We start from the raw sequence: 22,430 nt of genomic DNA, 5'->3' as shown, positions 1-22,430 counted from the left end.
CCCCGACCCGATCGTGGGTCTATGCTTCATGCTCCGTCACCCCCGACCCGATCGGGGGTCGATGCTTCATGCTCCGTCACCCCCGACCCGATCGGGGGTCGATGCTTCATGCTCCGTCACCTCCGACCCGATCGGGGGTCCATGACTTCGGCGGGTAAAATTAAGAATTCGCTGATTCGGCTGCCCCTCGCCATTGGCCTGGTGCCCGTCACCTCCAGAGCGCTGCCGCTCTGCCTTTTTGAATCCGAGCCCATTCACCTATGACGCGAGCCCTGCCGCGTGCCCACTTCAACAGCTCCCGACTGGTGCGTTTTCTGACCGAAAACGCCTTGACAGATGCCACCCCTGCAGGGGTTGATGTCGGACAAAAGCTGGGCGATTGGCTGAACTTTCGCCAAGCCATTGCCTTGCACGGCTTGCTGAACCCGGAATCCAGGCCAGACCCACAGCCAGCCCACATGCGCCGTGCGGCCATGATGACCGCCGAGGCCTTGGGTCAGCATGTGGACAAAGTTCGGGCCCAGCTGGAGCAATCCATCATGCAAGGCGCACCACCAGGATCAGGTCTTGCGCGAATAGACATGCCATCGCCAGAAATGGACGAATCCATCGAGATCAAAACCGCTTTTGAGCCCTACCGGCGCTTTTATGCCGCACACCAGCGGCAAATGGAAAGCACTGTTCAGAAACTGCGCTCGCAAGTGCGCGGACAGCTGAGCAAAAGTGCCGGCACTTTGCAGCAATTGGCGACGCTGGACACGGCTTTTGAAAGCATTCTCAGTGAGCGCGAAGCGGCACTGCTTGCCAAGGTGCCCAAATTGCTCGAAAAGCGCTTTGTGCAAGCCATCAAACAACATCTCAAGCAAGCAACCGAACTCCGGGCCGAGGGCTCAGAGGATGCACCCAGCGCACAGTCAAGTGTCAACGCTTGGCTCATGCCGCTGCGCCAGACGATGCGCTCAGCTTTGCTGGCCGAGCTGGACACCCGATTGCAACCCACACTCGGCCTGCTTGAAGCATTCAACCAAGAAACACCACAAGAACAATGAAACGATATTCCTTCGAAGCAGCCTTTGGACTGGGCGCATTGGCCGTCGTCTGGGTCGCCGCAGCTGTGGCAAGCAGCCACTTTCTGGTGTTGGTCATGACCGCTTTTATCGGGGGTGTCTATGTTTTTGGGGCCATGGAGTTGCGCCAATACCGGACCGCCAGCCACAGCTTGGGCAGGGCACTGGCAGAAATTCCGCAAGACCTTCAAAACCTGAACGACTGGTTGATCACCCTGCCCGCAGGCCTGCAAAACGCGGTGCGCCAGCGCGTCGAGGGCGACCGTGTCGGCCTGCCTGGCCCAGCCCTCACTCCTTATTTGGTGGGTTTGTTGGTCATGCTGGGCATGTTAGGCACCTTTTTGGGGATGGTCGTGACCCTCAACGGGGCCGTGTTTGCACTGGAGGGCTCCACCAATATCGCGGGCATTCGTGCAGCGTTTTCTGAACCCATCAAGGGTTTGGGCCTGGCTTTTGGCACCTCGGTAGCGGGCGTGGCGACCTCCGCCATGTTGGGCCTGATGAGCAGCTTGGTGCGCAAAGAACGCGCACAAATGGCGCAAGTGCTGGACGCGCACATCGCCACCAGCCTGCGTGGCTTTTCATTGACGCACCAAAGGCAAGAAACCTTCAAGGCATTGCAGCAGCAATCGCAAGCGCTGCCCCAAGTGGTGCAGCAGCTGCAGGCCATGATGGCGCAAATGGCCCAAACCAGCCAACAACTGGGAGATCGTTTGCTGGACAACCAACAAAGCTTCCAGCAAGAAGTGCGAGCGACCTACTCGGGCCTTGCGCAATCGGTAGACCAGTCGCTGCGCACCAGCCTGAGCCAAAGCATGCAATTGGCCAGCGATGGCATTCGCCCGGTGGTGCAATCAACCATGACGCAACTGGCCGAGCAGGCCCACAGCATGAACGAGCGCCTTTTGCACAACACGCAACAGCAACTGGGCGAGCTCAACCTGCAAATGACAAGCACTGCCGCTGCCTTGGCACAGAGCAGCGCCGAAACGCTGAGCCGCCACGAACTGGCCAGCACACGCATGACCGAGCGCGTCGGCCAAACCCTGGACGCCTTCAGCCAAAATTTCGAGCGCAGCGCTCATGGCTTGGTTGAACAGGTCAGCGCCACTCAAGCGCAACAACTGGCCCAGCAAAGTGGCGTCGACCAGCAGCGCCTCAAAGCCTGGCAAGCCGCACTGGAGCAGATGGCCTCGGCACTGCACGGCCAATGGAAAGACTCGGGCACACAAACCCTGGCGCAGCAACAAGCCATTTGCGACACCTTGACCCGCACGGCGAAGGACATCACCGCCCACACGCAAACCCAGGCCACACAGACCCTGTCTGAAGTGGCGCGACTGGTAGCCAGCAGCGAAGCGCTGATGCAAGAGCGCATTGCCTCTGAGGCGCAATGGGCTGGGCAACATCAACAACGCGCCGAAGAACTGGCCGCTGTGTTGCGCCAAGAACTGTCGGCCCTGCGCGAGCAAGAAGCGCTGCGGGGCGAAGCCGCTGTGGCCCGTCTGGCCGAACTGCAAAGCGCCGTGACCAGCCACCTGACCACACTGGGAACGGCGCTGGAAGACCCGATCACTCGTTTGATCGAAACCGCCTCCGAAGCGCCCAAGGCCGCTGCCGAGGTCATTGGCCAACTGCGCCAGGAAATCTCGGTCAGTGTGGCGCGAGACAACGCACTGCTCGAAGAGCGCACCCGCATCCTGGGCACACTCAGCACCTTGCTGGACGCGATCAACCACGCATCCACCGAACAGCGCGGTGTCATTGACGCATTGCTCGTTTCCAGCAAAGCATCGTTGGCCCAGACCAGTGGCCAGTTCCACGAACATGTGGCCGCCGAAACCGACAAACTGAGCGGTATTGCAGCGCAGGTCACGGCCGGTGCGGTCGATGTGGCTAGCCTGGGTGAGACCTTCGGCTTTGCAGTGCGGGCGTTCAGTGAGACCAATGAAAAGCTCATGAACAACCTGCAGCGCATCGAACAAGCCATTGACAAGTCAATGACGCGCAGCGACGAACAACTGGCCTATTACGTGGCACAGGCCCGCGAAATGATTGACCTGAGCATTGGCAGCCAGAAAGACGTGCTCGAAGCCCTGCAACAGCGCCAGGCCGAAGGAGCCGCTTGATGCAGGAATACGACGCAGACGTCGATTCGACCGCTCCCACCTGGATCTCATTTGCCGACCTGATGACGGGTCTGTTGGGTGCCTTTGTGCTGTTGCTGGTGGGCGTGATGGCCACGCAACTTGAGATGGCCTCCAAGCTCGAAGACGAGGTGCAGAAACGCCAAGTGGAAGAGCAAAAACGCATTTCACTGGAACAAGCGCTGGCGATTCCATTGGCCAGCGGCCGCATCACCCTGAACAACGGCCGCATCGGCATCAGCGGCAAATTGCTGTTTGAGTTGAACTCGGACAAGCTCGAACCCGAGGGCCGAAAGTTGCTCAAAAGCCTGGTGGGTCCGCTGCGCAGCTATCTGCAGTCTCGTGACGAAATACTCATGGTCAGTGGCTTCACCGACGACAAGGCGGTCGGCAACCGAAACCGCCAGTTTGAAGACAACTGGGAACTGTCGGCCCAACGCGCACTGAAGGTGACACGCACCTTGATCGAGGAAGGCATGCCCTCAGCCATGCTGTTTGCCGCCGCTTTTGGCCAGGAACAACCCTTGGTGGCCAACACCAGTGACAAAGCCCGTGCCCAGAACCGCCGCGTTGAAATGGCACCTGTACCTAAAGCTGCCAATACCGTCGATGCCGCGCAGGCCAACATCAAGGCAAACTGAGCTACGCGAGATGACCGAAGCCCCGTCAACCCTGACCACGCTGGATGAGCTGCAAGCCACAATGCAGGCGTCTGGTGCCGCGCATTTTGATTGGGTGGCTTGGCATTACATCGGTGTGTTGGCTGAACGGGCGCGACAACAAAAAGGTCCTGCACAGGGCTTGCTTTGCGACAAACTGGCGCACGCCATTGATGGCTTGAAAACAAGGTTTGAGGCAGCGCAACGGGGAGCCGAACATGGCACGGCAACAGAAGTCAAATCCACGCGTTCGCCCTTGGCTGACCTGCTGGACGACATGAAACCGCCCACGGCCGACGCCAACACGCGCAAACTAGGTGACTGGCGCACAGAGAGCCCGCGCATTCGACAATTTCGCAAGCAGCTGGGCCAGATCAGTGTGCAAAAGAAGGTTTCGCAAGCCATTGCTCAAGCCCCCCAAAACGCCGGGCCGATCAACTCTCACATGCTGGTGCTGCGCTCACTGGGCATCATGCGCGATGTGTCGCCGGACTACCTGAACCGTTTTATGAACTATGTGGACACCTTGTTGTGTCTGGATCAGGCAGGTCAGGCCAAGGCGAGACCCAAAATGGCCGATGCGGCCACGGCGAAAGGCCGTTTCGCGCCTCAGCGACCGAGCTGACCCAACGCGGCTTGCAAGCCAGCAAGGCCACCCACGCGTTGGTCATTGATGAAAATCTGAGGCATCTGGCGGACCGAGGGACCGCATTTTTCGTAAAAAGCCATGCGCTCGGCCTCGACGTCGATCTTGATTTCTTCAAAATCGAGCGACTTGGTTTTGAGCACCATCTTGGCGGACTCGCATTGTGGGCATGCGGACTTGGAGTAAACGACGATTTTGAGTTGCATGGGCCCGATTTTAGCGATCCATCGGGGCTTCGATCAGCCGACTCAAGACAGATGGATTGATGTGGATTTCGATGAAATCGGCAAGCCCCTCAAACACCGTCTCCAACGTTGGCACCTGCGCACCAAACAGTGCTTGCAGAACCGCCGGACATTCAAAAAGGCCGTGCAAATAGGTGCCCATCACCTGGCCGCTACCGCTTTGCCACGCCAGTCCGGGCATGACTTCGTGCAACACCTCACCACCTGCCAGCATGGCACTGTGGCCTTGTGTTTGGCCATGGTGGATTTCGTAGCCCTTGACGTCCAGACCGCTGAGCGCGGACCAATCACCGGTTAACGCGCCAAAGCGGGCTTGTGTGCGTGTCACGGTTTTGTCTTGCGCAAATTGCGTGACCAGTGGCAGCAGCCCGAGTCCTGGTGCGTTGCCATCAATGCCGTGGGTGTCGATCAGTGCCTCGCCCAACATCTGCAGACCGCCGCAGATGCCCAGCACTGCCCTGCCCTGACTGACGTGCTGCGCAATGGCCCCATCGAGACCTTGCTGGCGCAGCCAAGCAAGATCTGCGCTGGTGTGCTTGCTGCCGGGCAACACAATCCAGTCACTGGCTTGCAAACCCGCCAGATCAGCCGGGCTGCGTGCCCAGAGCAAGCGCACGCCGGGCACATTTTTGAGGGGCTGAAACTCATCCAGATTGCTGATGCGCGGATAGGCAATCACGGCCACGGTTTTGGTAATGACGCCGTGGGCACGACTGCGGTCATCAAAAATGCCATCTTCTTCCGGCAAGCCGTGTTGCCACCACATGGGCAATACCGCCACCGTGGGCACGCCAGTCAGCGCTTGCAGCATCTCGGGCGCTGGAGCCAGCAAAGTGGCGTCGCCCCGGAATTTGTTGAGCACGAAGCCTTTGATGCGTTTTTGGTCTTCAGGCTTCAGCAGTGCCCAAGTGCCGTACAGGTGGGCAAACGCCCCACCCTTGTCGATGTCGGTCACCAGCAAACATTGGGCATTGGCATGGCGTGCCACCCGCAGGTTGACGATGTCGCTGCCCATGAGGTTGATCTCGGCTGGAGAACCAGCCCCCTCGATCACAACCACATCGTTCTCGGCGATCAGCTCATCGAGCGCGGCGGCAATCTGAGGCCAGACTTTCTCGCTGCGCTCACGCCAAGGGGTGTCGCTCAAGGCTTGGCTGACTTGGCCGAGCATCACCACCTGGCTGCGTGTGTCTGCCTCGGGCTTGAGCAGCAAAGGGTTCATGCGCACATCGGGCTCGGCACAGGCTGCCAGTGCCTGAAAATATTGCGCACTGCCGATTTCGCCCAAGCCGGTTGCGCTGGCCACCACTCGGGCGTTGTTGCTCATGTTCTGCGCTTTGAAGGGCGCAACCTTCAGGCCCATGCGCGCGTAATGGCGGCACAGCGCCGTGGACAACCAGCTTTTGCCAGCGCCACTGGATGTGCCCAGCACCATCACACACATGGCCGTCATGGCGAAATCCTTTTTAGAGCTTGGGCACGGCCACCCATTGACCATCCAGCGAATGAATGGCAATGCGCTTGTCAAACACGGCCTCTACGGCGCGGTGCGTTGCAGCATCTACACAGGCCCCTTGATGCACCACACGACCTGCTTGCATGACCACCATGTTGTCGGCATGCAAGGCCATGCCCACTTCGTGAAGCACGCTGATGACGGTGGTGTTTTGCGCGGTCAAGCAACGTACCTGCTCCAGCCAATCCACTTGGTGTGGTGGGTCCAGGTTGGCGAGTGGTTCGTCCATTAACATGACTTGCGCTTGCACGGCCATGGCACGGGCCAGCAGCACGCGTTGACGCTCGCCGCCCGATAGCTGACCCATGGCACGCTCGCGCCAGTCCCAAGCCTGAGTGGCTTTCAATGCAGTTTCCACCACGGCATGATCTTGTGGACTGGGTGACGCCAGCCAGTCTTGATGAGGTATGCGGCCCAGCATGACCACATCCCACACGCGAAGATCCTCAGACGCAGATTCGTTTTGGCCCAACCAAGAAAGCTGCTGTGCACGCTGCTTAGGTTGCATCGCCACCAGCTCTTGGTCAAACAAAAAGAGGCGACCTGTCAGGGGCAGCAAACCAGCCATCGCCTTGAGCAAGGTGGACTTGCCTGCACCGTTGGGTCCAACGATGCTGGTCCAACACCCGGCCACAAGCGACATATCGATGCCAAGCAACACCTCTTGCCCTGCGAGAGACACATGCACATCGCGCAAACGCAAAGCCATCAATGGGGCATTCATCGCGAGCCCCTCATTGTTTGGCTACGGTACATCAGCCACAACAAATAACCACCGCCTAAAACAGCGGTGAGTACACCCACTGGCACCTCTTGGGGCGATAGCCACATGCGAGCCAGTAAGTCAGCGGCCAACAACAAAAAGCCGCCCATCAAGGCGGACAACAACACCATCCAGTTGTGTTGGGCCTTCAACAAAGAACGCACCAAGTGCGGGGCGGCCAAACCGACAAATGCGACCAACCCCGTTTGTGCCACCGCTGTGCCGGTGGCCAAAGCCAACACGCAGACCAGCACCACTCGGACAGGCGCAAGAGGCAACCCCAAACTCAAAGCGGTGGACTCACCCAAACTCAAAGCATCGAGCGCGCGGCTCAGTGCAAAGGCCACGGCCAGGCACAACAGCAACACAAGCAACATCAACACACATGCGTTCCACCCAATGAAGCTGGTAGAGCCCAACAAAAAGCCCTGCATCCCCTGCAACACATCAGGGCGCATGAGGGCAATGAGCGAAGCCAACGCGCCCAGCACCACACCCACGATCACGCCCGCCAACAACAAACGCAAGGTATGTTGCACACCACGCGCCAAGAACAATGTGAGCAACACCGCCAACACGGCCCCCACGAATGCTGCACCTGTTAAACCCAAGCGAGTCAAAAATTCGGTCGCAAACGGGTTGCCGCCAAACAGCGCCAATGCCACGGCCACACCCAAAGATGCTCCAGACGCACTGCCCAGCAAATAGGGGTCTGCCAATGGGTTGCGAAACAAGCCTTGCGCTAACGCGCCTGCGAGCCCCAGCAGTGCTCCCGCCGCACAAGCTCCCAAGCTGCGAGGCAAGCGTATGTCCCACACGATTTGCCAAGCGGTTTCATCTTGCATGGCCGTGAGCCAACTTTCAAACCCAGTGCTGCCCACAGCACTGCCCAGCGCGATCCCGAGCAAGCACAACACCAGCAGGCTCAGTGCCACCCACGCGGGCGACCAAGGCGCACCATGCGTTGTCATGGACGGCCTTTCGGTTGGTCATTGGCCTTGCTCGTTTCCGCTTTGTCAGTCAAGCATTTCGCCATCAAGCGTGCGGCCTCGGCCATGCGCGGTCCTGCGCGCACCAGTACATCAGATTCCTCTGGCCTGAAATGACAGACACGCTGTGTGCGAATGGCTCGCATGTTTTGCCAGCCGGGGCGCGTCGTCATGTCAGCAAAGTTACTGTCGCCCACCATGATGATGTCGGGCTGTGCACGCACCACAAATTCTGGGTTGATTTTTGGAAATGGCCCAAGCGATGCCGGCAAGATGTTGCGTGCACTCAAGCGCTGCAATGTCTCACCGATGAACGAGGACTCACTTGCTCCATAAGGCGCACGGCTGACTTCAAAGTACACGCGTTGACCTTTGGCCTGTGCAGGAATGGATTGCGCAGCCGCGTCCACCGCCGCTTCAATGTGACGCCACACACGATCACTTTCAGGCACGGGCACATCCAAAGCCTGAGCCACGATGCGCATGACGCGCTGCACATCGGCATGTGAACGGGGCTCAAGTGCCAGCACGGTCAAGCCTAGGGAAGCAAAACGCTCTGCCCCCCGAGCCGAGGTGGCCATCAACACCAAATCGGGTTTGGCGGCGATCACACTTTCGATGTTCGGGTCAATACCGCCACCCATGCGCGGCAACTTGGCAATGCCTTCGGGCCAGTTGGAATAACGGTCCACACCCACCAGCTTTTGACACTGCCCCAAAGCACACACGGTTTCGGTGAGTGAAGGCAACAAGCTCACGATGCGTTGCGGTGGTTTGGCAAGGGTCACGTCCACTTGACGGTCATCGCGCAAAACAACAGCTTGAGCTACGCTGACGATGAGCCACAAAGCGCACAACGCGAGGATCCGTTTAAGCATGAGCAGCTTCCCACTGCTGAATGATGCGATGCAGCTGCGCCACACCGTCGGTCAAGGCCGCAGGGCCGGGCTGCAAGATATCGGCAGATTTGATTTCAAAAATTTGCCGGTTGCGAACCGCTGGTACATCTTGCCAACCTTCACGCAAGGCAGCCTTTTCAGGACGAAACTTTTTGCCGCACAAGGAGCCGATGATGATGTCGGGCGCACGGTCCACAATGGTTTGGCCACTGGCAATGATGCGGTCCTTGCCCATGGGCATTTGCGCCAATTCAGGAAAACAATCGTCGCCACCCGCAATGCCGATCAGTTCAGACACCCAACGGATGCAGCTGATGTGAGGCTCGTCCCATTCTTCGAAATACACCTTGGGCCGACGCTTGAAGGTAGCCGCTGTTTGTTGAATGGCTTCTAACTGCGCGCGCATTTGCTGCAAACGATGCAAGCCTTGCTCAGCCTGCCCCACCATCGCGGCCACTTGGTACAACATCGAAAAAATCTCGTCCACGCTGCGCTGGTTAAAGATGGTGACCTGCACACCCGCACGGATCAACAAGGCCGCGATGTCGGCCTGCAAATCCGAAAACCCAAACACGCAATCGGGCTTGAGCGCCAAGATTTTGTCAATTTTGGCGCTCAAGAATGCACTGACTTTGGGCTTTTCATCGCGCGCCCGACGTGGACGCACCGTATAGCCCGAGATGCCCACAATGCGCTCCTCCTGCCCCAACAGGTAAAGCCACTCCGTTGTCTCTTCGGTGAGACAGACGATGCGTTGGGGGGTAAGAGCATGCGGCATGGATTACAGACTGGCCTTGATGTTCAGGTAAAAACCACGCACATCAGCAGGATAAATACCATTCCCACTTGCGTAGTCGTAGTAATTCTTATTGGTCAGGTTCCGAATCCAAGCGGACATCGAGATGGTTTTGCTCAATTGAGTTTTTGCACCCAAATCAATCAGATTTCGCGAAGGAATCAACGGATTGGAGAAGCTTTGATCGCTCGCTTGGATCAAGTTGCCGCGGTAATGCGACGAAGCCATCAAGGAAAAATCCTGGAAGCGCTGCTCTGCGGTGATGCGAATAACTTCTTTGGGTGTCATTGGCAGCCGATTGCCTGCATTGCTACCTGTTGCAATTTTTGCGTTGATGAAGTCAACCGAAGCTTTAACCGAAAGACTGGGTGTCAACAACCATTCAGACGCAAGAGAAAAAATAGACCGGGTTGTGTCGTACAAATTGGCATTGCATGAAGCCAACGTTGTACCAACCGATCCACAAATTGCTTGGTACCCAATTTCATCCTGAGCTTTGATGTTGCGGTAATGTGCCTCCACCTTTCCATTTGAATATTTCTGCTCTGCTTGCAAGAAATACTCACGGGTGGTCATTGGGTGCAGATTCGGATTGATTTCGAGCATGGCAAACGTGTTTCTGTCAAACAAGTACAACTCGTCTGCATTGGCAAACCGGAACCCGGTCAGGGCTCCCACTCTCACAGAAGTTGCCTCCGAAAGTTGCGCCTTCAAGCCAGCAGAGACGGAATTTTTCTGGTCACTTGAACTCGTTTGTGCCTCTGTTGTTGATTTTTGGAAATCGCTGTGCACGCGCTGTGTGCGTGCGCCGCCATCCAGCGTGATGCCATACCCCATGGGCCGCATAGCTTGAACATAGGCAGACTCGCTCGAACGGTGAACCTGTTTGCCCGAATCTGTATTGGCATCAGCGGATGAAAACTCCCCTCCGAATACAAATTGAGCAACACCCAACTTCATCCTGTATTCCGGGTTCACGGAAATACGTTTATTGGTGATGGTGCTTGCAGAGTAGTCGCCAAATTGCGTGCCCCCCACATTGTAGTAATACGTACCATAGCTTTCATCTTTCGATGTTTGCTGCAGCACGTCAATAGTCAACAAATCATCAGCGCCAATAGCACGGTCGTATTTGATGCCCAGGGAATTGCCTGTCCGGTGTGTATGCGGCGCATAAGATGAGCTGGCTTTTTTCGGATCTACTGCGTATTCATCGCGGGTTAAAGATCCCGGCAAGTTCGCAGTCTCCTCAAAACCTCGGGCAATCACGGACACTTTGCCCAGCGCCGATGTGTGAGAAATACGAAACTGTGCGCTTTCCTGGCGGGAGTCGCTGTGTTGGCGATGACCGTCCGAGTGCGCACTCATCAAGGAAAGACCGCCACTGAAGTCGTCCGTCTTGAAGCCCAGGTATCCGTCGGCCTTTCGATAGCCAAAGCTCCCCAAAGCGAGGTTCACTTCTTTGGTGGCATCAGCACGTGTAATGATGTTGATCACGCCACCCTGCGCACGTTCCCCATAAAGTGCACCGCCACCTGCCTTGCGAATTTCGATTCGCTCTATGCTGCTCATCGGAACCTGTGCAAACCGAACGCCAGAGGAATCCAAGCTGTTGACACGCTGACCATCCACAAGGATGAGCACGTTTTGAGAGCCGGCCTCCCCCATGTAGCCCACGTCCACTGACGCATCAATGCCCAGCCGGCCGTACAACCGATTCACAGACAGCCCCGGGACGGAGTCTAAGAACTCAACGACGTTGGACGCACCCGATTGTTCAATTTGTTGGCGAGAGATGACATCAACCACCACAGATCCGGCAGAACGAGGCTGCGGCACGCGAGAGGCTGAAATCACAATGGGATCTGTCAGCTCATGAGGCTGCAATCCAGTTGAGTCAATTGATTGAGCATGGGATGAAACAGCCAGCGTAAGGACACCTGCCATCAAAAGGGATGAATTTTTCATAAGAAACTAACAAGTCAAACGCCCTCACCGCCTTCCCCGACAGTGCATGGGCTATACAACCAGTCTTGCGACAGGTCACCTTGTTGGCCGGTATCCGGGCTGACAGAGCGACCTTCATCACCTTCCCGGCTGCCTGTTTCAGGGCGACCAGTGGTTTGAGATGAAAGCTGGGTTTTCGTTTGACTGAAAACCCGTCTGCTTACCGTTGCGGGGGCAGCGCAGGTTAGGTGGGCCGTGGTGGCCTGTCCCTCCTGCTTCCCGTTGAACTGCGTGCCATGAACTGGCATCGCGAGCACCAACAGCAGCTATTTTAAGTTGGAACCTGTCGGCCAGCCTACAAACGGCCCCACCCACTACAATGTGAGAACACTTTTTCTTTGTCTGCCATGGCCCATTCCGACACCATTGATCAAATTGCCGAGCGTGTGGATCATTTGTTGCTGCGCCACGAAGAGCTTCACCGCACCAACGTTTTGCTGGCTCAGCAAGTCCAAGTACTGACCTTGGAGCGCGACCAACTCAAGTCCCGTTTGGCTGCTGCCCGAGCTCGGGTGGATGCCTTGATCGAGCGCTTGCCCACATCTGCCCCTGCATCTCCTGAGGCTTCAGCATGAGCAACAAACAATTAGATGTCCAGATCATGGGCCAAAGCTACATTTTGGGTTGCCCCGAAGGAGGCGAAGATCGCTTGCTTTCAGCGGTCAGCAAAGTGGACGTGGCCATGTGCAAGATTCGCGATGCGGGCAAGATCAAGGCGCGCGACAGGATTGCCGTTTTGGCTGCTTTAAATCTGGCTTTTGAGTCGCCTGAACCCGCGCCCAGCGCATCAGTTTCAGCCTCAACCGTTTCGGATATTCCTCAAGAATCCCAGCAACGCTTGGCTCAATTGCTCAAGCGTCTGGATCAGGTTCTGGAACAAGACGGGCAGTTGATTTGAGACAGACTTGATCCGCTTGCGGGTTTAAATAAAGACCTACAATCGCGCTGTCTGCGGTGCATGCCGGGCTTTATATTTCCTTGAACCAATGCTCATAGAGCCCGGGCTTGGTACATTGTTTGGTGAGCGTGATCATCTCGCGTCAGATGAACCCAACGCCAATCTGCCCTCGCCCACCTGAACCCCGGTTCAGGATGCCGGCCCGGTGGCATTCGCAGACACCTTCTACTTCCATTACCCCCCCGATACCATGATCATCGAACCTCTGCTGTTGGCCGAATTGGCTGTTCTTGGCCTTTGCACCGGTTTTTTGGCAGGGCTTTTGGGCATTGGCGGCGGCATGATCATGGTGCCGTTCCTGACTTATTTCCTGGGTTCGCGCGGCGTTGGACCTGATCTGGCGGTCAAGATGGCGATTGCCACCTCTATGGCCACCATCATCTTCACCTCTGTGTCGAGCGTGCGGGCTCACCATAAGAAAAAAGCCGTGCGCTGGGATCTGGTCAAAGGATTGGCGCCGGGCATCGTGATCGGCAGCTTGATCGGCAGTTTGGGTATTTTTGCGTTTGCCAAAGGCACTTACCTGGCCTTGTTTTTTGCACTGTTTGTGGGCTTTTCGGCCACGCAAATGTTTCTGGATAAAAAGCCCGCGCCAGCGCGCCAAGTGCCGGGTTTCAGGGGTTTGCTGGGCGCCGGCGGTCTGATCGGTCTGCTGTCTGGCCTGGTGGGTGCTGGTGGCGGTTTCATCAGCGTGCCTTTCATGACTTGGTGCAACGTGGCCATTCACAACGCCGTGGCCACCAGTGCGGCCTTGGGTTTTCCGATTGCGTTGGCCAATGTGATGGGGTACATCGTGAGTGGCCAGAACGTCCAGAACCTGCCCGATTACAGCTTTGGTTACCTGTGGCTGCCTGCGTTGGTGGTGATTGCCGTTTGCAGCGTGCTCATGGCCCCTCTGGGTGCGGCCACGGCCCACAAACTGCCCGTGAAACAACTCAAGCGCGTGTTTGCCAGCGTGTTGTACGTGCTGGCCGCTTACATGCTCTACAAGGGTCTGTCAGCCTGATATCCCCCAAAATGGGTGCGTGTATCACTCGCGCGCGAACGGCATGAGGGACATAACTCATCAGATCAGGGTGTCACGCACCAAGGCGCTTGATCGTGCACGAGGCCCATCCACAAGACCCAGGCCGACACGGCAGCCAAGGCCAAGCCAGCCACGCGCATGCCCCATGCCCCATCGCCCAACGATTGCATGCGCAAAAACAACCATGGCCCGGCCCACAGACTGAGGCTGCTGCCCAGCGCAAACAAGGCCATGGTGGCGGCCCCCTCTAGCGGTTGACTGGTCAATGCAGCCACCATCACGGCCGAATACAACAGGCCGCAAGGCATCAAGGCCCACAAACCACCCACCAGCCAGGGCGCAGCGCGCCCCCAACGGGCGTTGAAGGCTCGGACCCGCGCCCAAAGTCGGCGTGCCGCGCCGTCGAGCCACACAGGTTGTCTGGCTTGCAGCATGAGCAACAAACCCAGCGCCAAAGCCGCCAAGTGCAGCAATGTCCACACCGGGCGAATGGCGGCCGACTGCGTGGTCAGCCAGCCCAGCGCCTGCACACTGGCGGCAGCCACTGCGCCCAGCAAAGAATAACCGGCCAAGCGGCCGATTTGAAAGGCCCACAAAGCCTGGTTGCGTCGCTCACCCGCTGCTTGGCCAAGACCCGCACAGGCTGCGCCACACATCGCCACGCAATGGGGGCCGCCCAACACGCCCATCATCAAGGCCGTCATGGCCAAAGAACTTTGCATAGAAGGTCCACTTGTTGCTCGATGACCGCATTGTCTGCGAAGCAGCACTCAAAGTGGTCGGACACCCGTTCAGCGCAATCACTCAGATGATTTTGGAAAAACGGGTGTGGTTGCGGTCGGCTTGCAGATAACGGTCAAACACCATGGCCACGCCCCGTACAAAAAACCAGCCCATGGGTGTAACCTGAATGCCGCTATCGCTCAACTGCACCAGGCCTTGGCTTTGCATGGATTCAAGCTGGGCCAGTTCTTTGGAAAACACAGCTTGAAAGTCAATCAGCCAAGCCAGGTTGATGGCCTCGAATTCCAAATGCCCTTGGCACATCAACGCCATGATGACCGATCGACGAATCAGGTCATCGCGGGTCAAAGTCAAGCCACGCACCACCGGAAAGTGCCCCTGATCCAGCAGGTCGCAATACTCTTCCATGGTTTTGGCGTTCTGGCTGTAGCTTGCGCCCACGCGGCCAATCGATGAAACGCCCAGAGCGATCAGGTCGCAATCGGCCTGTGTGCTGTAGCCTTGAAAATTGCGGTGCAAACGACCTTGTCGCTTAGCCACCGCCAATGCATCTTGCGGCAAGGCAAAGTGGTCCATGCCGATGTACACATAACCCGCATCGGTCAATGCATCCAACGAGCGCGAAAGCATCGCCACCTTGTCACCGCCCGAGGGCAGTTCTTGGGCATGAATGCGACGCTGGGGCTTGAAACGTTCGGGCAAGTGGGCATAGGCGTAAAGGGCGATGCGGTCCGGGCGCAGGCTGTTGACCTGCGCCAAGGTGCGGTCAAAGGACTCAGGCGTTTGCAGTGGCAAACCATAAATCAGGTCGACATTGATCGACTCAAAGCCGAGGCGACGTGCAGCATCGACCAGCTGAAAGACTTGACCGACTGGCTGGATGCGGTGAACCGCTTTTTGAACAGCAGGGTCAAAGTCCTGCACCCCAAAGCTCAGGCGGTTGAAGCCCAGTTCTGCCAAAACAGCCAATCGGCCTTCATCGACGGTGCGCGGGTCGACTTCGACCGAATACTCCCCACCCGGCACGAATTCAAAATGTTGGTGCAGCACACTCATGAGTTGACGCAATTCGTCATCGCTCATGAATGTGGGTGTGCCGCCGCCCAGATGCAACTGGCTGACCGACTGCCCCCGCCCCAAATGCCGGGTGTGCAACTCAAGCTCTTTGCTCAGGTAGCGCAAATACTCAGACGCACGTTCTTTGTGTTTGGTAATGATTTTGTTGCACGCACAGTAGTAGCAAAGCGACTCGCAAAACGGGATGTGCACATACAACGACAAGGGCGTTTTCTTGCCCACCACACCAGACTGGCGCTGAGCCAATGCTTGCACGTAGTCAGCCTCGGCAAAGGCTTCAACAAAACGGTCTGCTGTTGGGTAGGATGTGTAGCGTGGGCCAGACACATCAAAACGTGTCAGCAATTCAGGTGTGATGACGGACATGTGTCTGCCTCTATTGAGTTCGATCGACTTCATAACAAGGCACCGACTTTGCCCGTTTGCAGAGCCCGAAGTATTGACTCAGATCAACCGTCTACTGGTTATTGGTGATTTTTGGCCTGAACCGGGTAGACCCTTAAATTTGATGGTTTTTTAGGTTTAAGCTAACAACTTGATCCAAGGCAAATCCATTTCCGCACCATGAGATAAACCATGAATTCCCAACTCATCAACGTCGCTTGCTCCAATTGCAACTTGCGCGAGTTGTGCCTGCCTGTGGGTCTGAGCGACCACGACCTGAATCGCTTGGACGATCTGGTGGCTGTCCGTAGGAAAATCAAACGCGGTTCTACTTTATTCACCAACGGTGAAAAGTTTACGTCCTTGTACGCCATTCGCACCGGTTTTTTCAAAACCTGTCTGGCCACCGAAGATGGCCGAGATCAGGTCACGGGCTTTCAGATGGCGGGCGAAATCATTGGTCTGGACGGCATCGTGAACGACCAACACAGCTGCGACGCCGTAGCCTTGGAAGATGCCGAAGTCTGCGTCATGCCTTTTGACCGCATTGAAGAAATCTCACGCGAAGTGACGGCACTTCAAAGCCATGTGCACAAAATCATGAGCCGCGAAATCGTGCGTGAGCATGGTGTGATGCTGCTTTTGGGCAGCATGCGGGCCGAAGAGCGATTGGCCGCTTTCTTGCTGAACCTGGTGCAACGCTTGCACGCACGGGGGTTTTCGCAATCAGAGCTGGTCTTGCGCATGACCCGCGAAGAAATCGGCAGCTATTTGGGACTCAAATTGGAGACAGTCAGCCGCACCTTCTCCAAATTTGTCGAAGACGGCACCGTCGAGGTCAAACAACGGCATGTGCGCATCTTGGACACCGATGGCTTGCAGCGCTTGGTGAACAGCAACCACCATTGCCAATAAAGCCCTGCGCCGGGCTTTAACGCTCGACGAAGTTAAGCTTTCTCAGCAGCCCTTTTCACCTTGGCGCGCGCAGTCGCTGGGTCGTTGGTCCCCAGGCACGGGACAGCGATTGACCTCAAACGGTGACATGGCCAACAGCGTGGTCAGTCCGCTCGACACCATGGTCAGGGCCCAGAAGGCGAAGAAAGCCAAGGTGTAAACGCCTTGACGGGACAGTGACAAGGCGTGCCCAAACCATTGCAAATCTTGCGGATCGACCAGTGCAAACACCAGCATCTCAAGAAGACCCGCCACCAGGAATGCTGGCCATGCAATCCACATCATTCGTTTTGCCCACATGTCGGTCTCCTGCAACCCGTTCAAGGTTTGTTTTTTGAATCGGTCAAGGGCAATGTGCCCGTGGCCGCATGGTTTCTGGCTTGCATTGCGGGTGCGAGTGTGGTGCGTGCATCCGCACCATTGGCGTTGACTTCAACGCTTGACTGGCTCAATACAGGGTCTTGGCCATTCGCAGCCAAATAAAAGGTGATGAATGAAGCGACCACCACCACCAAAGGACCGGCAATCACCAGCCAGACGTGGCCATAAGACCACCAAGGCTGCTTGGGCAAATTGGAAACAAGGGGATTGGACATGCTCAAACCTTTGTGAAAATATCAACGAGGCACCAGGAAAATAGATTTTTCCTGCAATTCAGCCAGTACCTGCCCGTCCGATTTCACCGACTGTATGGTGAACACAATCGGGTGCGTACCAGAAGGTGCGGCGTCATAAGGCAACTGCAAACGGACCGACACCCAAAGCGACTCGGTCGGTGCGACTCGCACATCACTGTCGGTGACCAGTGATAAATCGGGCAGGCCTTGCGCCGCCAGGCGGAAATCCAAGGGTGTTTCGGCCGCATTCATGATCTGAAGGCGATAAACGTTTTCGATCTTTCCTCCGGCCACAATTCGGGCCAACGAGGCACGGTCGCGAACCACATCGACTTTGAAGGGTTTGCGCAAACCCAGACTGGTGAACAAAGCGGCCACCACCAGCACCAAAATACCGACGTAGAGCAAAACCCGAGGACGGAATACATGACGCCAAGTTTGCTCAGCAGTCCAGTGGTTCTGCATGGCATTTTCTGTCGAGTATTTGACCAATCCACGTGGATAACCCACTTTGTCCATCACCGTGTCACAAACGTCTGCACAGGCACCGCAGCCAATGCATTCGTATTGCAGGCCATTTCGTATGTCGATGCCGGTCGGACACACCTGAACGCACAAACTGCAGTCGACACATGCGCCCAGGCTCAAGGAAGCTGGGTCGGCCTTTTTCGAGCGTGCACCACGTGGCTCACCACGCTCGGCATCGTACGTCACGATCAAGGTGTCTTTGTCGAACATGGCGCTCTGAAAGCGCGCATAGGGGCACATGTATTTACACACCTGCTCGCGCATGAAGCCAGCATTGCCGTAAGTGGCAAAGGCATAGAAAAACACCCAAAACACTTCCCAAGAACTCATGTTGCCCAGGAAAAATTCCATGCCCAAGTCTTTGATGGGCGTGAAGTAACCGACAAACGTGAAACCTGTCCACATGGCAATCGCCAGCCAAACGATGTGCTTGTACCACTTCTTGAACAGTTTCTCCGTGGACATGCTCGCATCATCGAGCCTGATGCGGGCCGACCGATCGCCTTCGATTTTGCGTTCAACCCACATGAATATTTCGCTGTACACCGTTTGTGGGCAGGCATAACCACACCACAAGCGACCAGCCACCGCCGTGAACAGGAAAAGCGAGAACGCAGCGATGACCAGGATCGCCGTCAGGTAAATGAAGTCTTGGGGGTAAAGCACCAAACCAAAGATATAAAAACGGCGCGCACCCAAATCAAAAAGCACAGCCTGGCGTTGACCCCATTCGATCCATGGCAAACCGTAAAAAACCAATTGCGTCAAGAACACCATGATCCAGCGCCATTTGGCAAAAAGGCCATGCACGGTGCGCGGATACAGTTTTTGGGTTGCGGCATACAGAGAAACCATCTGCACGTCATCCTCGGCATGAGACGCATCGTTCACGGGGACGATGGGCACAATTTTGCGAGGAGGATTTTTATTGGGGTCCAAAACACTTACCTTTAAATGCACAAGACACCCAAAGCGGGTGTCCTGATTCAATGACGCAGGCGGTTTGAATGCCTTACTTGTTGGCTGCAGCCGTCTTGTTAGACAAGCCCCAGACATAGGACGCCAAGACATGGATCTGGCCTTCGGACAACTTGGCTGCCTGTGCAGGCATTTGGTTGACTTTGCCGTTGTTCACCATGTTGACGATGGCGTTTTCACCCCAGCCGTGTAGCCAAATGTCGTCGGTCAAGTTGGGCGCGCCCATGGCGGGGTTGCCCTTGCCGTCCATGCCATGACAAGCAGCGCAAACACCAAACTTGGATTTACCCAAAGAGGCTCGCAATGAGTCGTGCGGGCTACCAGACAAGCTGAGCACGTAGTGCGCCACGTTGCGTACATCCTCGGGTGTGCCGACCGCCGCTGCCATCGGAGGCATATTGCCGATGCGCCCTTGCGTCAATGTGGCTTTGATGATCTCGGGGGTGCCACCGTACAACCAATCACCATCGGCCAAGTTAGGAAAGCCCTTGCTGCCGCGTGCATCGGAGCCGTGACATTGTGCGCAGTTGTTCATGAACAAACGGTCACCAATGGCTTGGGCCTGAGGATCTTTGGCCACATCCTCGGGCGACATGGCTGAAAACTTGGCATACAGCGGAGCCACTTCGGCATTGGCCTTGGCGACCTCTGCGTCGTATTGACCCGCTGAGGTCCAGCCAAACTTTCCTGCCAAGTTGCCCACACCGGGATACATGGCCAAGTACAAAAATGCGAACACGATGGTGATGATGAACAAGCCCACCCACCAACGTGGCAATGGGTTGTTCATTTCACGCAGATCGCCGTCCCAGACATGACCAGTGGTGTTGTCATTGGCGGTCATGGCTTTGGCTTTGCCGCTGAACCAAAGCAGGATCAGACAGGCGATGATGCTGACCAGCGTGATACCGGCCACGTACAAGTGCCAGAAATTGCTGATGAAGTCACTCATATTGATTCCTTAAATTATTTATGCACTGAGGACAATTCAGTCATCTTGGCGAAACGGCAGTTGTGCTGCTTCGTCGAAATCTGCTTGGTTGCGTCGCGACATGACCCACCAGATGATGCCCAGGAAGATGGCAAAGGTGAGCACAGTCACAATGGAGCGCAGGGTATTGATGTCCATGGTTTTTCAGCCTTACTTGCGGTGAATACCCAGCACTTGAAGGTAGGAGATCACAGCATCCAGCTCTGACTTTCCTTTAACCTCTTCAGCAGACTTTGCGATTTCTTCATCACTGTACGGCGCACCCAGCGTCCGCAAAGCGCGCATGTGTGAAGGCACGCTCTCAGCATCCACAGTCGTTTTGCCAAGCCATGAATATGCCGGCATGTTGGACTCAGGCACCACATCACGCGGGTTGTTCAAGTGGATTCGGTGCCATTCATCGCTGTAACGACCTCCCACACGGGCAAGATCCGGCCCAGTGCGTTTGGATCCCCACTGGAAGGGATGGTCATAGACGAACTCACCGGCGACCGAATAAGGGCCATAGCGCAATGTTTCCGCCCGGAAGGGTCGGATCATCTGCGAGTGGCAGTTGTAGCAACCTTCGCGCACATAAACATCGCGCCCAATGACTTGCAAAGCGGTGTACGGCTTGAGACCTTCTATTGGCTGCGTTGTTGATTTCTGGAAAAACAAAGGCACGATTTCGACCATGCCACCGACCATCAACACAATGAGGATCAAAACAATCATCAAAAAGTTGTTGGTCTCGATTTTCTCGTGGGAGATACCACCTGTTTTGGGGTTATGAGCCATGTTTTATTTCTCCTCAGGCGTGCGCGTTCAGGCTTGGAATCTGGACTTCGACCGAGCGACCTTGGGTTGCCGTCTTGATCGTGTTCCAGAGCATGATCAGCATGCCACTCAGGTAGAGCAAACCACCCAACAAGCGCAGCACATAAAACGGGTAGGTTGCTTTCACAGATTCGACGAAGGTGTAAGTCAGCGTGCCGTCTGCATTGATGGCTCTCCACATCAGGCCCTGCATGACACCCGCAATCCACATCGCGGCGATGTAAATGACGATGCCGATGGTGGCAGTCCAAAAGTGGATTTCAATCGCCTTGACGCTGAACATTTGTTTTTGTCCGAACAGACGGGGAATCAGGTAGTACATGGAGCCCATGGTCACCAAGCCCACCCAGCCCAAAGCACCCGAGTGCACGTGGCCCACGGTCCAGTCGGTGTAGTGGGACAAGGCGTTGACGGTCTTGATGGACATCATCGGACCTTCGAAGGTCGACATGCCGTAGAACGACAATGACACGATCAGGAATCGCAAGATCGGATCGTCACGCAGTTTGTGCCAAGCACCCGACAAGGTCATGATGCCGTTGATCATGCCGCCCCAGCTGGGTGCCAACAAAATCAGCGAGAAGACCATGCCAATCGACTGAGTCCAGTCAGGCAAAGCGGTGTAATGCAGGTGGTGAGGACCGGCCCACATGTAGGTGAAGATCAGGGCCCAGAAGTGCACGATCGACAGGCGATACGAATACACGGGACGCTCTGCCTGCTTGGGGATGAAGTAATACATCATGCCCAGAAAGCCAGCGGTCAAGAAGAAACCCACCGCATTGTGGCCGTACCACCACTGCACCATGGCGTCTTGCACACCGGCATAAACCGAGTAAGAGTGAGTCAGACTGGTCGGCAATTGCACGTTGTTGACGATGTGCAAAAGTGCAACGGCAATAATGAAAGCACCAAAAAACCAGTTAGCCACATAAATGTGGCGAACTTTTCGTGTTCCGATCGTTCCAAAGAAGACGACGGCGAAAGCCACCCAGACCACAGCAATCAAAAGATCGATAGGCCAGATCAGCTCAGCATATTCGCGACTCTGGGTGAAGCCCAAGGGCAAAGAAATAGCAGCCATGACAATCACGGCTTGCCAGCCCCAAAAGGTGAATGCCGCCAGCTTGTCGTTGAACAAACGGACGTTGCAGGTGCGCTGCACGACGTAATAAGCCGACGCAAACAAACCACATCCGCCAAACGCAAAAATCACTGCGTTGGTGTGCAAGGGACGCAAACGGCCATAGCTGAGCCATGGAATGCCCAAATTGAGCTCGGGCCAGGCCAGCTGGGCCGCGATGATCACGCCCACCAGCATGCCCACCACACCCCAAACCACCGTCATGATGGCGAACTGCCGCACAACAGTGTCGTTGTACGAAGTCGCCTGCATATTGGCAAATTTCATTTTCACCTCTTCTTTTTTAAAAACTGCTGAGAGTTTGACCCGGTGTACACCTGAAACACTTGATCAAAATCAATCGTTGCGCAAAATCCGCTCGCCTTCGGCTTCAATATCCTCAAATTGGCCTCTGTGAATCGCCCACCAAAGGCCCGCCAGGATGAAAAACACCAAAGCAACCGACAAAGGGATCAACAAATAAAGAATGTCCATCTTG

General features: G+C 56.1%; 25 protein-coding genes and 1 riboswitch. Of the genes, 8 read left to right on the top strand and 17 right to left on the bottom strand.

Annotated features, from left to right (window positions below):
• Window positions 1–260: 260 nt before the first annotated feature.
• From BN3544_RS04290 to BN3544_RS04275, 4 genes are read left to right on the top strand one after another with little or no spacing between them, the layout of a single operon-like run.
• Window positions 261–1,049, top strand: a complete 789-nt coding sequence (locus tag BN3544_RS04290; protein WP_019428947.1) for a DUF3348 family protein — start codon at window positions 261–263, stop codon at window positions 1,047–1,049.
• The gene (locus BN3544_RS04285; protein ID WP_019428946.1) at window positions 1,046–3,196 is read left to right on the top strand and encodes a DUF802 domain-containing protein; all 2,151 of its coding nucleotides are present in this window, start codon (window positions 1,046–1,048) and stop codon (window positions 3,194–3,196) included. Before BN3544_RS04290 ends, BN3544_RS04285 begins: the two co-directional genes overlap by 4 nt.
• Window positions 3,196–3,855, top strand: a complete 660-nt coding sequence (locus tag BN3544_RS04280) for an OmpA family protein (RefSeq protein ID WP_019428945.1) — start codon at window positions 3,196–3,198, stop codon at window positions 3,853–3,855. Before BN3544_RS04285 ends, BN3544_RS04280 begins: the two co-directional genes overlap by 1 nt.
• A 10-nt stretch (window positions 3,856–3,865) precedes the next feature.
• Window positions 3,866–4,498, top strand: coding sequence for a DUF2894 domain-containing protein (locus BN3544_RS04275; protein WP_019428944.1), 633 nt, complete (start codon window positions 3,866–3,868; stop codon window positions 4,496–4,498).
• Here BN3544_RS04275 and BN3544_RS04270 read toward each other — a convergent pair.
• Genes BN3544_RS04270 through BN3544_RS04240 form a run of 7 tightly spaced genes read right to left on the bottom strand, consistent with a single transcriptional unit; the run spans window position 4,483 to window position 11,695 of the window.
• On the bottom strand, window positions 4,483–4,725 hold the full coding sequence (locus tag BN3544_RS04270; protein WP_019428943.1) for a glutaredoxin family protein: 243 nt from the start codon (window positions 4,723–4,725) through the stop codon (window positions 4,483–4,485). The two genes, BN3544_RS04275 and BN3544_RS04270, sit on opposite strands and share 16 nt — an antisense overlap.
• A 10-nt stretch (window positions 4,726–4,735) precedes the next feature.
• A complete protein-coding gene (locus tag BN3544_RS04265; protein WP_019428942.1) occupies window positions 4,736–6,217 on the bottom strand; it encodes a cobyric acid synthase in 1,482 nt (493 codons plus the stop codon).
• Between the two features lie 13 nt (window positions 6,218–6,230).
• Window positions 6,231–7,004, bottom strand: a complete 774-nt coding sequence (locus BN3544_RS04260; RefSeq protein ID WP_019428941.1) for an ABC transporter ATP-binding protein — start codon at window positions 7,002–7,004, stop codon at window positions 6,231–6,233.
• Complete coding sequence (locus BN3544_RS04255) at window positions 7,001–8,014, bottom strand: FecCD family ABC transporter permease (protein WP_019428940.1); 1,014 nt, start codon at window positions 8,012–8,014, stop codon at window positions 7,001–7,003. The genes BN3544_RS04260 and BN3544_RS04255 overlap by 4 nt, the downstream gene beginning before the upstream one ends.
• Window positions 8,011–8,910: an ABC transporter substrate-binding protein gene (locus BN3544_RS04250; protein WP_019428939.1), complete on the bottom strand. Its 900-nt coding sequence runs from the start codon at window positions 8,908–8,910 to the stop codon at window positions 8,011–8,013. The genes BN3544_RS04255 and BN3544_RS04250 overlap by 4 nt, the downstream gene beginning before the upstream one ends.
• Window positions 8,903–9,709, bottom strand: coding sequence for an ABC transporter substrate-binding protein (locus BN3544_RS04245; protein ID WP_019428938.1), 807 nt, complete (start codon window positions 9,707–9,709; stop codon window positions 8,903–8,905). Before BN3544_RS04245 ends, BN3544_RS04250 begins: the two co-directional genes overlap by 8 nt.
• A gap of 3 nt (window positions 9,710–9,712) precedes the next feature.
• On the bottom strand, window positions 9,713–11,695 hold the full coding sequence (locus tag BN3544_RS04240; protein ID WP_081499344.1) for a TonB-dependent receptor: 1,983 nt from the start codon (window positions 11,693–11,695) through the stop codon (window positions 9,713–9,715).
• A gap of 67 nt (window positions 11,696–11,762) precedes the next feature.
• A riboswitch (cobalamin riboswitch) is annotated at window positions 11,763–12,010 on the bottom strand.
• Window positions 12,011–12,081: 71 nt separating this feature from the next.
• On the opposite strand from BN3544_RS04240, the gene BN3544_RS04235 reads away from it, so the two are divergent.
• From BN3544_RS04235 to BN3544_RS04225, 3 genes are all read left to right on the top strand, one after another.
• A complete protein-coding gene (locus BN3544_RS04235; RefSeq protein WP_019428936.1) occupies window positions 12,082–12,309 on the top strand; it encodes a hypothetical protein in 228 nt (75 codons plus the stop codon).
• Window positions 12,306–12,632, top strand: coding sequence for a cell division protein ZapA (locus BN3544_RS04230; protein WP_019428935.1), 327 nt, complete (start codon window positions 12,306–12,308; stop codon window positions 12,630–12,632). The genes BN3544_RS04235 and BN3544_RS04230 overlap by 4 nt, the downstream gene beginning before the upstream one ends.
• Before the next feature lie 250 nt (window positions 12,633–12,882).
• Entirely contained in the window at window positions 12,883–13,698 is an 816-nt protein-coding gene (locus BN3544_RS04225) for a sulfite exporter TauE/SafE family protein (protein ID WP_019428934.1), read from the top strand.
• Between the two features lie 65 nt (window positions 13,699–13,763).
• Here the strand turns inward: BN3544_RS04225 and BN3544_RS04220 are convergent, their stop codons facing one another.
• Entirely contained in the window at window positions 13,764–14,441 is a 678-nt protein-coding gene (locus tag BN3544_RS04220) for a sulfite exporter TauE/SafE family protein (RefSeq protein WP_019428933.1), read from the bottom strand.
• 82 nt (window positions 14,442–14,523) lie between these two features.
• The gene (gene hemN, locus BN3544_RS04215; protein WP_019428932.1) at window positions 14,524–15,906 is read right to left on the bottom strand and encodes an oxygen-independent coproporphyrinogen III oxidase; all 1,383 of its coding nucleotides are present in this window, start codon (window positions 15,904–15,906) and stop codon (window positions 14,524–14,526) included.
• Between the two features lie 210 nt (window positions 15,907–16,116).
• On the opposite strand from hemN, the gene fnr reads away from it, so the two are divergent.
• A complete protein-coding gene (fnr, locus tag BN3544_RS04210; RefSeq protein ID WP_019428931.1) occupies window positions 16,117–16,839 on the top strand; it encodes a fumarate/nitrate reduction transcriptional regulator Fnr in 723 nt (240 codons plus the stop codon).
• A 42-nt stretch (window positions 16,840–16,881) separates the two neighbouring features.
• Here the strand turns inward: fnr and BN3544_RS04205 are convergent, their stop codons facing one another.
• The 8 genes from BN3544_RS04205 to ccoS all read right to left on the bottom strand — a co-directional run bounded on the left by BN3544_RS04205 (window position 16,882) and on the right by ccoS (window position 22,426).
• A complete protein-coding gene (locus tag BN3544_RS04205; RefSeq protein ID WP_026036463.1) occupies window positions 16,882–17,178 on the bottom strand; it encodes a hypothetical protein in 297 nt (98 codons plus the stop codon).
• 20 nt (window positions 17,179–17,198) lie between these two features.
• A complete protein-coding gene (locus BN3544_RS04200; protein WP_019428929.1) occupies window positions 17,199–17,474 on the bottom strand; it encodes a hypothetical protein in 276 nt (91 codons plus the stop codon).
• Between the two features lie 21 nt (window positions 17,475–17,495).
• Entirely contained in the window at window positions 17,496–18,878 is a 1,383-nt protein-coding gene (ccoG, locus tag BN3544_RS04195) for a cytochrome c oxidase accessory protein CcoG (RefSeq protein ID WP_155820353.1), read from the bottom strand.
• Window positions 18,879–19,035: 157 nt separating this feature from the next.
• Window positions 19,036–19,953 carry a cytochrome-c oxidase, cbb3-type subunit III gene (gene ccoP / locus BN3544_RS04190; RefSeq protein ID WP_019428927.1) on the bottom strand — a complete coding sequence of 306 codons (918 nt, stop codon included), beginning with the start codon at window positions 19,951–19,953 and terminating at the stop codon, window positions 19,036–19,038.
• 36 nt (window positions 19,954–19,989) lie between these two features.
• The gene (locus BN3544_RS04185; protein ID WP_019428926.1) at window positions 19,990–20,130 is read right to left on the bottom strand and encodes a CcoQ/FixQ family Cbb3-type cytochrome c oxidase assembly chaperone; all 141 of its coding nucleotides are present in this window, start codon (window positions 20,128–20,130) and stop codon (window positions 19,990–19,992) included.
• A 12-nt stretch (window positions 20,131–20,142) separates the two neighbouring features.
• Entirely contained in the window at window positions 20,143–20,769 is a 627-nt protein-coding gene (gene ccoO, locus BN3544_RS04180; RefSeq protein ID WP_019428925.1) for a cytochrome-c oxidase, cbb3-type subunit II, read from the bottom strand.
• A gap of 13 nt (window positions 20,770–20,782) precedes the next feature.
• Window positions 20,783–22,219 carry a cytochrome-c oxidase, cbb3-type subunit I gene (gene ccoN / locus BN3544_RS04175; protein ID WP_019428924.1) on the bottom strand — a complete coding sequence of 479 codons (1,437 nt, stop codon included), beginning with the start codon at window positions 22,217–22,219 and terminating at the stop codon, window positions 20,783–20,785.
• 69 nt (window positions 22,220–22,288) lie between these two features.
• Window positions 22,289–22,426: a cbb3-type cytochrome oxidase assembly protein CcoS gene (gene ccoS / locus BN3544_RS04170; RefSeq protein ID WP_019428923.1), complete on the bottom strand. Its 138-nt coding sequence runs from the start codon at window positions 22,424–22,426 to the stop codon at window positions 22,289–22,291.
• Window positions 22,427–22,430: the final 4 nt, after the last annotated feature.

The sequence above is a fragment of the Limnohabitans sp. Rim47 genome, from assembly GCF_001517545.1.
GTDB lineage: Bacteria > Pseudomonadota > Gammaproteobacteria > Burkholderiales > Burkholderiaceae_C > Limnohabitans_A.
Note: the sequence above shows the minus strand (reverse complement) of the source record. Positions and strands in the feature narration are given on the sequence as shown.